We start from the raw sequence: 11,824 nt of genomic DNA, 5'->3' as shown, positions 1-11,824 counted from the left end.
AGCAGTATGCGTAAAATCGCATTAATTCTTGCGATGTTGTTGATCCCGTGCGTTTCGTTTGCCAGTTTGCTGGGCAGCGGTAGTTCCACCACGCCAGTGAGCAAAGAGTATAAGCAGCAGTTGATGGGATCTCCTGTCTACATCCAAATCTTCAAGGAAGAGCGCACGCTCGATCTCTACGTCAAAATGGGCGAGCAATATCAACTGCTCGACAGTTATAAAATCTGTAAATATTCCGGCGGGTTAGGACCAAAACAGCGTCAGGGCGATTTCAAAAGTCCGGAAGGGTTTTATAGCGTTCAGCGTAATCAATTAAAACCAGACAGCCGTTACTACAAAGCGATTAATATTGGTTTCCCTAACGCCTATGACCGAGCGCATGGTTACGAAGGGAAATACCTGATGATTCACGGCGATTGTGTTTCCATCGGCTGCTACGCGATGACCAATCAGGGTATTGATGAGATCTTCCAGTTCGTTACTGGCGCGCTGGTGTTTGGTCAGCCGAGTGTACAAGTGAGCATTTACCCGTTCCGCATGACCGACGCCAATATGAAGCGCCATAAGTATTCCAACTTTAAGGACTTCTGGGAGCAACTCAAGCCAGGCTACGACTACTTTGAACAGACTCGTAAGCCACCGACCGTTTCTGTAGTCAATGGCCGTTACGTGGTCAGCAAGCCGTTAAGCCACGAAGTTGTGCAACCACAACTGGCATCAAACTACACGCTCCCCGAGGCAAAATAAGCGCCATTCGCCTGGCATAATCTTTTGCCAGGTTTCATTGCCCGTCAGCGGCTGAGTCGCAATCACCGTGACCACATCATTCGGTGTGGTCTGCGAGCTGAAGTCGATTTCCACATCCTGATCCAGCAACGTCGCCACGCCAAACGGCGCGCGGCGGGTGATCCAGTGTAAATTAGTCGAGCAATACGCCATTACATAGCGCCCGTCTGAAAGCAGCATGTTGAAAACGCCCTTCTGCCGCAACTCATCCGCCAGTGAGGCGATATATTTAAACACCGCCGCCATGTTGCCCGGCGTGCGCGGGTAACGCTGCGTCAGTTTATACAACAACCAGCAGAAGGCTTTTTCGCTGTCGGTTTCGCCTACCGGACGGAAGTTGCCGGTTTCCAGTGATTTATAGCCCGTCAGTTGCCCGTTATGCGCATAAGTCCAGTTGCGTCCCCATAGCTCGCGGGTAAACGGGTGAGTATTTTCCAGCGCCACCTCGCCCCGATTGGCCTGGCGAATATGAGCGATTACCGAGCAGGATTTTATCGGGTAGTCCTGGACAAGTTTGGCGATGGGGGAATTAAAGCTGGGTTGTGGATCTTTAAATGTGCGACAACCTTTACCTTCGTAAAAGGTGATACCCCAGCCATCTTTATGTGGCCCGGTTCCACCACCGCGCTGTACAAGCCCGGTGAAACTAAAGCAGATATCGGTTGGGACGTTGGCGCTCATCCCGAGCAGTTCGCACATGGGTAACCTCCACAACAGCGGGGGAAATGCCCCCGGCGAAGATTGATTTAAGAATTTTCAGGTCGGATGCGGCGTAAACGCATTATTCGACCTATGGTTCGGGTACAGATTTGTAGGCATGATAAGACGCGTCAGCGTCGCATCAGGCATCAGCGCACAAATGCCGGATGCGGCGTGAACGCCTTATCCGGCCTACGCCAGACTTACTTGACCATCTCTTTTTCAATTAATTGGATCAGGATATGGATAACTTTAATGTGGATCTCCTGAATGCGATCGGCATAGCCAAAGTGAGGAACGCGAATTTCGATATCTGCCGTGCCAGCCATTTTGCCGCCGTCTTTACCGGTCAGGGTGATCACTTTCATGCCCTTCTCACGCGCCGCTGCAATCGCCTTGATTACGTTAGCTGAGTTACCGGAGGTGGAGATCCCCAGCAGCACATCACCTTCGCGACCTACTGCTTCAACGTAACGGGAGAAAATGTCGTTAAACCCAAAATCATTACCCACACAGGTGATGTGGCTGACATCAGAAATGGCAATCGCCGGATAACCCGGACGGTTTTCACGGTAGCGCCCCGTCAACTCTTCAGCAAAGTGCATGGCGTCGCAATGGGAGCCGCCGTTGCCGCAGGAAAGCACCTTGCCACCGGCTTTAAAACTGTCTGCTAACAGGACCGCCGCGCGCTGAATGGCGTGAATATTGGCGTCATCTTTTAAAAAGTTAGCCAGCGTTTCCGCCGCTTCGTTCAGTTCGTTACGAATAAGATCCTGGTACATGAGGATATCCTTCAGCATAAATGAATTAGACAAAATGCAGTGTACCGGATACCACCAGAAGCGAGAAGACCAGCGCGGCGGAATGACCAGGACTTTTTGACCCGAAGTGCGGATAAAAACAGCAACAATGTGAGCTTTGTTGTAATTATATTGTAAACGCATTGCTAAATGTTTTTACATCCACTACAACCATATCATCACAAGTGGTCAGACCTCCTACAAGTAAGGGGCTTTTCGTTATGATGATTTTGAGTATTCTCGCTACGGTTGTCCTGCTCGGCGCGTTGTTTTATCACCGCGTGAGCTTATTTATCAGCAGTCTGATTTTGCTCGCCTGGACAGCCGCCCTCGGCGTCGCTGGTCTGTGGTCGGCGTGGGTACTGGTGCCTCTGGCCATTATCCTCGTACCGTTTAACTTTGCGCCAATGCGTAAGTCGATGATTTCAGCGCCAGTGTTTCGCGGTTTCCGTAAGGTGATGCCGCCGATGTCGCGCACTGAGAAAGAAGCGATTGACGCCGGAACGACCTGGTGGGAAGGCGATCTATTCCAGGGTAAACCGGACTGGAAAAAGCTGCATAACTATCCGCAGCCGCGCCTGACCGCTGAAGAGCAAGCGTTTCTCGATGGCCCGGTAGAAGAAGCCTGCCGAATGGCGAATGATTTCCAGATTACCCATGAACTGGCGGATCTACCGCCGGAGCTGTGGGCGTATCTGAAAGAGCATCGTTTCTTCGCGATGATCATCAAGAAAGAGTACGGTGGGCTGGAGTTCTCGGCTTATGCCCAGTCTCGCGTGCTGCAAAAACTCTCTGGGGTGAGCGGGATTCTGGCGATTACCGTCGGCGTGCCAAACTCATTAGGTCCGGGTGAACTGCTGCAACATTACGGCACTGACGAGCAGAAAAATCACTATCTGCCGCGTCTGGCGCGTGGTCAGGAGATCCCTTGCTTTGCGCTGACCAGCCCGGAAGCGGGTTCCGATGCGGGCGCTATTCCGGACACCGGGATTGTTTGCATGGGTGAGTGGCAGGGCCAGCAGGTGCTGGGAATGCGTCTGACCTGGAACAAACGCTATATTACGCTGGCACCCATTGCGACCGTGCTTGGGCTGGCGTTTAAACTCTCCGACCCGGACAAACTGCTGGGTGGTGCAGAAGATTTAGGCATTACCTGTGCGCTGATCCCGACCACCACGCCGGGCGTGGAAATTGGTCGTCGCCACTTCCCGCTGAACGTGCCGTTCCAGAACGGACCGACGCGCGGAAAAGATGTCTTCGTACCGATCGATTACATTATCGGCGGCCCCAAAATGGCCGGACAAGGCTGGCGGATGCTGGTGGAGTGTCTCTCGGTGGGTCGTGGCATCACCCTACCTTCCAACTCAACCGGCGGCGTGAAGTCGGTGGCGCTGGCAACGGGGGCGTATGCTCACATTCGTCGTCAGTTCAAAATCTCTATAGGTAAGATGGAAGGGATTGAAGAGCCGCTGGCGCGTATTGCCGGTAATGCGTACGTAATGGATGCTGCGGCGTCGCTGATTACCTACGGCATTATGCTCGGTGAAAAACCGGCCGTGCTGTCGGCTATCGTTAAGTATCACTGTACCCACCGTGGGCAGCAGTCGATTATCGATGCGATGGATATCACTGGTGGTAAAGGCATTATGCTCGGTCAGAGCAACTTCCTGGCGCGAGCTTACCAGGGCGCACCGATTGCCATCACCGTTGAAGGGGCGAATATTCTGACCCGTAGTATGATGATCTTCGGTCAGGGGGCGATTCGTTGCCATCCGTACGTGCTCGAAGAGATGGAAGCGGCGAAGAACAATGACGTCAACGCGTTCGATAAACTGTTGTTCAAACATATCGGTCACGTCGGTAGTAACAAAGTTCGTAGCTTCTGGCTCGGTTTGACGCGCGGTTTAACCAGTAGCACACCAACCGGCGATGCGACTAAACGTTATTACCAGCACCTGAACCGCCTGAGCGCCAACCTCGCCTTACTTTCCGATGTGTCGATGGCGGTGCTGGGTGGTAGCCTGAAACGCCGTGAGCGTATCTCGGCACGTCTGGGGGATATTTTAAGTCAGCTTTACCTCGCCTCCGCCGTTTTGAAACGTTATGACGACGAAGGCCGCAATGAAGCTGACCTGCCGCTGGTGCACTGGGGCGTTCAGGATGCGCTGTATCAGGCTGAACAGGCGATGGATGATTTGCTACAAAACTTCCCGAACCGCGTGGTTGCCGAGCTGCTGAATGTGGTGATCTTCCCAACCGGTCGTCACTATCTGGCGCCGTCTGACAAGCTGGATCATAAGGTGGCGAAGATTTTACAAGTGCCAAACGCCACCCGTTCACGCATTGGTCGCGGTCAGTACCTGACGCCGAGTGAGCATAATCCGGTTGGCTTGCTGGAAGAGGCGCTGGTGGATGTCATTGCCGCCGATCCGATTCATCAGCGGATCTGTAAAGAACTGGGTAAAAATCTGCCATTTATCCGTCTGGATGAACTGGCACACAACGCGCTGGCGAAGGGGCTGATTGATAAAGATGAAGCCGCCATTCTGGTGAAAGCAGAAGAGAGCCGTCTGCGCAGTATTAACGTTGATGACTTTGAACCGGAAGAGCTGGCGACGAAGCCGGTAAAGTTGCCAGAGAAAGTGCGGAAAGTTGAAGCCGCGTAATTGAATAACGGAGCCGAAAGGCTCCGTTTCTTTATCTGCTAATTATTTGAAATTAAATCCATCTGGATGGTTTTCCAGGCTGCCAGTCAACGCCGCGAACAGCACCGTTTTACCATCAATCGAGAGCGCATCGTTCACATTCAGCCAGGTGAGCTTCTCTTGCGAAGTTTTCTCATCAATGGTCGAGAACAGACCCGTCATCTGATTAGATTTCTCGGACCACATCACCGCAATACGTTGCGAGCCGCAATCATGCGGTTTGCACGCACTCATCACCTGATAAGTCTCATCTCCCAACGTTACGGTTTGTGCGGGGGTATAAGTACCGCCTTTCATCACCCAGACTGGTAGCTTATGCCCTTGCACCATCTGATTAAACGCAGCTTTGGTAGCTTCGCCCTTTGCCAGGCTGCTAATTGTTAAATCATCCTGCGCCATTGCACTGGTGGCGATGACCAAAGCGGCGACTGTCGTTATTGCCTTAAACATCATTCCTCCCGAGCTTATCCTGCCCATGTTATTAACACCCTAAAGCCTGGCGATAACACGATATTTTGCAAATCAGATATTTCCAATATCTGCATTTGTTATCAATTTATTCCGCAGTAAGGTAATAGCCTGATAAAGTGTTAAAGTTATAAAACCCCTCGAATAAAGGAGTTGTACACCGTGCCTGGTTTGAAGATTACGCTTTTGCAGCAACCGTTGGTGTGGATGGATGGTCCTGCCAACCTGCGCCATTTTGATCGTCAACTGGAAGGTATTACCGGGCGCGATGTGATCGTTCTACCAGAGATGTTCACCAGCGGCTTTGCCATGGAAGCGGCGGTTTCATCGCTATCGCAAGAGAACGTGGTGGACTGGATGAGCGCCAAAGCGCAACAGTGCAATGCGTTGATTGCGGGCAGTGTTGCATTGCAAACGGACTCAGGTTCGGTTAATCGCTTTTTGCTGGTTGAGCCGGGCGGCACGGTACATTTTTATGACAAACGTCATCTGTTCCGCATGGCGGATGAGCATCTGCATTATAAAGCGGGCAATGAGCGAGTGATTGTGGAATGGCGCGGCTGGCGTATTTTGCCGCTGGTGTGCTACGACCTACGTTTTCCGGTGTGGTCGCGCAATTTCAACGATTATGACCTGGCAATCTACGTCGCCAACTGGCCTGCCCCGCGCTCTCTGCACTGGCAGGCTTTGCTGACGGCTCGCGCTATTGAAAATCAGGCGTATGTGGCGGGATGTAATCGCGTGGGTAGCGATGGCAATGGCTGCCACTATCGCGGTGATAGTCGGGTGATTAATCCGCAAGGCGAAACTCTCGCTACCGCCGAACCACATCAGGCCACACGCATAGATGCAGAACTTTCGATGGTGGCATTACGCGAATATCGTGAAAAATTCCCGGCATGGCAGGACGCGGATGGGTTCAGGTTGCTGTGAGTTAGCATTGTTTTTAGGGAAGGGGCGAGGTTAGACGCCCTCCGCAAAGACTGACGCGAGGTCGCTGTAATCTCATTGGATTTCTCATCTGTCTTAATCTGCCCAAGGCTCAGACTGTGCATAGTTGAGAACGCACTAATGACATGAATCGCTCCCTTGCGGCGACTCTTATCATAAGAGTGCCGGAGCGTTTTGCCATCAATTGCAATGACGTCTTTATCATTTGAGGAATGGCAGTCACGCATCCAGTTAAAATTTTGCAGGACTGATACAGGATACAACGCTGGCAATGGAATCTTGAACAGGGATGCCATTTTTAAAATGACCATATTGCTTCAAAAAATCGAGATGTGTTTCCCCAAAATCCTCTATATCTTCCTATCCTTCAGCCCCGAAAATGACGGCACAGATTGTCAGCGCCAGGATATCTGACAATTTATGTTCCACTTTCCAGGCTTGTCTGTAATCGGGAGGAATAGAAATATGTTCCATCAATTTTTTAAGTTCCATTTTGTTCTCCTTATTTATGTAAGGAGCATTTGATTATATATAAGCTGTGAAAAACAGTTTTGAGCAATAAGGAATTAATAAATTATTGAATATATAGTGCGAATTATTTAGTGCAAAAAAGCAGCGTTATGTGATCTTTCCCTGACCCTAACTCCGAGTTCATTCCAATCATCTATCCCTGCCGTTGCTGGTCCATCGGGTTCATTAAGATCAGGAATAATTGGAATATAATTAAGAAAACTTTGAATGTTCACCAGACGTCCTTTTCTAATATATTTAATTATTTAGCAATTAGATATTAATCAAGTCAACAAGATAAAACCAAGATTAAAGTTGTGATGATAATCACAACTTTAATGATCTTCCCCTGATTTCTCCAGTCCTTTTATTTGGTTACTCTAATGCTTTTATTAATTGTAAATTTTTAAATGACATACTTAATAAGCCATCAGAAAAATAAAGAAAAAACTTATACATCCTTTTGTTTTTTATTTTCTTTATATATCCATTACTTACATTACCTGACTTGTGATTATCGATTAACTCAGCAGAATCCATAGTGAACACTAAATCATCTATATCAGAAAATTCAACTATCATTTTTTCTCTAATGCTCTCATTTTTATAAACATCAATAAATAACGTCATGTTAAAATGAGATTCTTTGAATGTCGTTTTTACTTCTAACAAAACCCCATCATGCCAGTCAATTGAACTCACAATATCAAAATCACTCATTATATAATCTCCATTATCCGTTTTAATCATGGAGTAACAACGTTTGCAGGTATTGACCACCAAAGAGGTGGCGCAAGTGAAGGTATAAATCGAATCACTCTATATATAACATACCCTACGCCAATTGTAGCACCAGTTGCAATAGCCGCATCAGTAGTTGATAGTCCGGAGGTTTTGCATGATAGATCTTTACTTGGTTCTGGCTCGAAACCATATTTTTTTGCACATTTCTTAATGCTATTTGGTGCTGATGAGTAATCCTCACCATGGGACATACCTCCAAATTCTCCCATTACACCACTCCCATTTTTACACTCCCAATGCAAATGTCTTCCGTCACCAACAGCATCGCCATCTATTCGGATTCGACAACCTTTACCACAGTCCTTCCATTTTCCTGAAGTATGAGCTAATCCCAATGGATCAATCCATTGCACAGGATTGTTCATAACGTAACTGTACGGGTTTAATCCTCCCGCCAGCCCTATCGGGTCCTGAGTAATATACCTCCCCTGCAACGGGTCATAATACCGGTTCCGGTTATAGTACAGCCCCGACTCCTCATCGTACTGCTGACCCGGAAGGCGGTACGACTGGTACAGGTGATGCGGGTTCTCCTCATTCAGCTGGTTACCCCATTCATCATACTCCGCACTCCACGCCGTATTGCCGTCTTCGCTGATGAGCGCCAGCGGCAGTCCCCGGTGGTCACAGTGATAAAGATGAACTTTTCGCGCCGGTGTGTATTCCGGCTCCACCTGTCTGGCCAGTTGCTCCACCGTCAGCCCGCACTGCGCCAGCCACGCGTGGCTTTCACGGCTCACGCGGTCTGCCCGGATTTCCTCCTCCAGCCTGTCCAGCAGCCGCACCAGTTCAGCCGGGAACACCACGTCGTGACCGTCCTCACTCCCTTCCTGCTGCAACTTCTCCGCCAGACTGCGGCGCTGCGCTTTCTCCCGCTCGCCGTTCTCTGTTTCGATGCGGATGAGCGGCGTGAAGCTCCCCGGCTCGTAGACCGTCTGGATTCGCGTGGTGTCTGTCTGTACCGTCGTCAGCCGGTCTCCGTCCCAGCCGTACCATGTCACTTCTGGCCTGCGCGACAGCGACATCCCCCCCGTCAGGTCACGCACGCGACGCCACACCCGTTTACCCGTCCGCCGTCCCAGCGGGTCGTAGAGATAGCGGCTCTCCACCAGTGGCTCCTCATACTGGATACGGATGTAATGGACCAGGCGGTGCAGGCTGTCGTAATGGTAGTGATGGGTGCGCTCGTCGTCCGTCCGTATTACACCCGCCGGGATGCGGTCCGTCTTCTCCGTCAGTCTGCCGTATTCATCGTAGAGATACAGGTAATGTGCGTCTTCAGTGATGCGGTTATCCGGCCACGCCGTGTGCGTGCTGTCCGGGTGCAGCTCCGGGTCCGGCAGCCGGTTTCCCGCCGGGTCCGTCGCATACGGGATGCGGATGTCCAGGTCTGATGCAAGGGTGCGCACGCTCTCCAGCCTGCCCGTGGCGCTGTAGCCGTATTCCCGCGTCTGTCGCGGGCCGCTGATGCGCACCAGGTCGCCGTTATCATTCCAGCTGTAGTCACGGTCAAACCCCATGCTGTTCAGATGCTGACTCTCCGGCTGCCCGGCGGGGGTGTAGGTGCTGGTCAGCTCGTATGCGTTATTACCGAAGCTGCGCACCGTTTCCCTGTGCAGGCGGTCGCGGGTGTATTCCACCAGGGGCGTGTCGCCCAGCTTCATTCCCGCCAGGTAGCCGCTGCCATACGTCAGCCACTCCACCGGCGGCAGGCTGTCCGGTATGACGCGGTTTGCCAGCCCCTGTTCGTTGTACGCGTGCCGGGTCTCATACTGCCAGAGCTGTTCTCCCGTCTCCGGGTTCTCCACCGTCTGGCGCTCACTGGTCAGGCGGCCTCTGGCGTCATAGCCGTAATGCACCGCCACCCGGTGGCCTTCGCTGAGATGGCTGATGTCTGTCAGCCAGCCGTGGGCGTCGTACTGCCACTGCTCTGCCGCTTCGCCGTTCACCGTGCGATGAGTGATACGGTCCGATTCGTCGTAGTGCCAGAGGGTGACAAGTCCCTCGTCTTCACTGTGCGTGAGTTTTCCGGTCAGGTCATAATGGTAACGCTGTGTCCGCCCGTCAAAACCACTCTGCTGTACCAGGCGGTTCAGCGCGTCGTAACGGAAGGCGCTGTGGCTGCCGTTCTCGTTGGTCAGTGTGGTGACACGTCCCGCAGCGTCGTATTCCATACTGCGCGTCAGCCCGCCCTGCGTGGTGCTGACCGCCTTTCCCCATGCATCGTACTGTGTCTCGCTCCGGTTGCCGTCCGGGGCAATGACGGCGGTCTGGTCGCCTGAGGTGTTGTATTCGTAACGGGTTTCACGGCCCTGCGCGTCTTTTGCTGAGATTAACCGGCCACGGTTGTCATAGCTGCGGTAAAGGCTGATACCTTCCTCACGGTGAACCGCCGTCATCTGACCAAAGCGGTCATATTCATAGCGGGTCTGATACCCGGAACAGTCAGTGAACGCCAGCAACTGCCCGTAGTGGCTCCAGGTCATCTGCCGGGTGCCGCCCGTTGCATCCGTTGTCGTGGCCGGTAATTCACTGTGTGGATTATCATAACTGTAGCGGGTGACATCGCCGTTGCGGGTGGTTTCCTGCGTCAGACGCCCGTACTCATCATATTTCCGGCGCATTTCCAGTCCGTCAGGCCCGGAGGCTGAGGTTAACTGGTTTTGATTGTTATAGTAAAATTCCGATTTCCTGCCGTCCGGCGTGGTGATGCACGTGACGAGTCCCGTCACCACATTCGGACTGTATTCTGTTGTCCGGCCTGCTGCATCCGTCTGTGACTGGAGTCGCCCCATATAGTCAAATTTACTTCGGGTGATGCTGCCATCCGCGAGTTCCTTTTTCACCACCCGCTTCAGCCCGGCCCCGCCTTCTGTATGCAGTACCTCACGCCGGTTCAGGCTGTCGGTGATGGTGATGCGGTCTTTCTCATACTGGTAGGTATAGCTTAAGCCTGCCGGGTTCAGCTGCTCTGTCACCCGCACCGCATCGTCGTAGCGGTAGCGCATCTCCGGCCTTCCCGCGTAACGGTGCCCCACCATCCGGCCCGGGTGCTGCGGGTCATACGTGAAAACGCGCACCTGTGTCCCGCTGCGGTCATATACCGCCAGCAGTTCACCAGCTTCCGTATACGTGTACCGCGCCAGTGGCGCACCGGGCAGGCTCTCCGGGTAGGCCGGGTCGTGCGTCAGCCACACCGCTGAAAGGCGGATACCCCTGTCAGCGCCGTATTCTGTGCTCTCCGGCAGTGAATCAGGAATGTCCGGCTGTTTTGCTCCGGCGACAACCGCCTGCTGTTGGGCCTCTTCCGCCCGCTGCGCCTGCGTGGTCAGCACCAGACGAAACTCCCGCCCGGCACCGTCCGTCACGCCGGTGATTTCCCCGGCCAGGTCGCCTGCGGCCTCACGCCGGTATGTCAGCGTCCGCCCGAAGCGGTCTGCCATCCCGGTCAGCACCCGGTACGGCGGCAGCGGCGCTGGCAGCACCTCATCCATACCCGGCACCCGCTCAGACCAGCCGAGTATCCACCACGGCCCCTGTGCGCTGTTGGTCGCCAGGTAAAGGTGCGGGCTTAACCGGATATCTTCCGGCAGCGACGCCCATAGCCGCCCCAGCGTGTGCCCGTCCGGCTGCGCTGCCTTACCGCCGCGAACCAGCCACAGTGACTCGCTGCGGCTGAACACCGCCTCACCCGGCAGCAGCGGCTCAAAGCAAATGCTCCGTCCGCCGTTGTCGTTGAGTATCAGTGCATCATCACGTATCTGTAAGCGGATATCAGAAGGCGCTTTCCAGCCGGGACCAAAAACCCCCACCGGCGCAGGCGTTTTCGTCCGGTAGCTGCTGTAGGTGCGGGAGAGAATGAACGGCAGCGGGCCGGGCAGCGCAACATCCGTCTCGCCAGGCAGCACCTTCGCTCCCAGCAGCGGGTTTACCGGGTTGCCGGAAGTGACTCCGCCCGGGCACACTGAACAGGCCACGCCGGTGGGCGCGCCAATTCTTACACCTGCCGAACCCTGGACAATGAGACCACCGTACTGGGTCATATCTCCCTGACGCGCTGCCGGTTTTCCGCTCATGATTCAATTCCTTCTGCTATTTGTT

8 protein-coding genes and 1 pseudogene are annotated in these 11,824 nt (G+C 53.1%); 3 read left to right on the top strand and 6 right to left on the bottom strand.

Annotated elements, in window-relative coordinates:
• Positions 1–6: 6 nt before the first annotated feature.
• Positions 7–747 (top strand): peptidoglycan meso-diaminopimelic acid protein amidase, encoded by a 741-nt coding sequence (dpaA, locus tag WES_RS16625; protein WP_001225687.1) that lies wholly within the window; start codon positions 7–9, stop codon positions 745–747.
• Here dpaA and WES_RS16630 read toward each other — a convergent pair.
• Positions 718–1,485: a class II glutamine amidotransferase gene (locus tag WES_RS16630; protein ID WP_010346050.1), complete on the bottom strand. Its 768-nt coding sequence runs from the start codon at positions 1,483–1,485 to the stop codon at positions 718–720. The two genes, dpaA and WES_RS16630, sit on opposite strands and share 30 nt — an antisense overlap.
• A gap of 203 nt (positions 1,486–1,688) precedes the next feature.
• Positions 1,689–2,267: a D-sedoheptulose 7-phosphate isomerase gene (gene lpcA, locus WES_RS16635; protein ID WP_016159301.1), complete on the bottom strand. Its 579-nt coding sequence runs from the start codon at positions 2,265–2,267 to the stop codon at positions 1,689–1,691.
• 239 nt (positions 2,268–2,506) lie between these two features.
• On the opposite strand from lpcA, the gene fadE reads away from it, so the two are divergent.
• The gene (gene fadE / locus WES_RS16640; RefSeq protein ID WP_016159302.1) at positions 2,507–4,951 is read left to right on the top strand and encodes an acyl-CoA dehydrogenase FadE; all 2,445 of its coding nucleotides are present in this window, start codon (positions 2,507–2,509) and stop codon (positions 4,949–4,951) included.
• Positions 4,952–4,993: 42 nt separating this feature from the next.
• Here the strand turns inward: fadE and ivy are convergent, their stop codons facing one another.
• Positions 4,994–5,440 carry an Ivy family C-type lysozyme inhibitor gene (gene ivy / locus WES_RS16645; protein ID WP_016159303.1) on the bottom strand — a complete coding sequence of 149 codons (447 nt, stop codon included), beginning with the start codon at positions 5,438–5,440 and terminating at the stop codon, positions 4,994–4,996.
• Positions 5,441–5,620: 180 nt separating this feature from the next.
• Here ivy and WES_RS16650 point away from each other — a divergent pair, with 180 nt between their 5' ends.
• Positions 5,621–6,391, top strand: coding sequence for an amidohydrolase (locus WES_RS16650; protein ID WP_016159304.1), 771 nt, complete (start codon positions 5,621–5,623; stop codon positions 6,389–6,391).
• Positions 6,392–6,453: 62 nt separating this feature from the next.
• On the opposite strand, the pseudogene WES_RS23510 reads toward WES_RS16650, so the two are convergent.
• The 3 genes and pseudogenes from WES_RS23510 to WES_RS16660 all read right to left on the bottom strand — a co-directional run.
• Positions 6,454–6,901: pseudogene (locus WES_RS23510) on the bottom strand (ISAs1 family transposase); the annotation flags it as partial.
• Between the two features lie 393 nt (positions 6,902–7,294).
• Positions 7,295–7,639 (bottom strand): hypothetical protein, encoded by a 345-nt coding sequence (locus WES_RS16655; protein ID WP_016159307.1) that lies wholly within the window; start codon positions 7,637–7,639, stop codon positions 7,295–7,297.
• Positions 7,640–7,665: 26 nt separating this feature from the next.
• Positions 7,666–11,799: an RHS element core protein gene (locus WES_RS16660; RefSeq protein ID WP_016159308.1), complete on the bottom strand. Its 4,134-nt coding sequence runs from the start codon at positions 11,797–11,799 to the stop codon at positions 7,666–7,668.
• Between the last annotated feature and the right edge of the window lie 25 nt (positions 11,800–11,824).

It is taken from the genome of Escherichia sp. KTE31 (genome assembly GCF_000407925.1).
Classification (GTDB): domain Bacteria; phylum Pseudomonadota; class Gammaproteobacteria; order Enterobacterales; family Enterobacteriaceae; genus Escherichia; species Escherichia ruysiae.
Note: the sequence above shows the minus strand (reverse complement) of the source record. Positions and strands in the feature narration are given on the sequence as shown.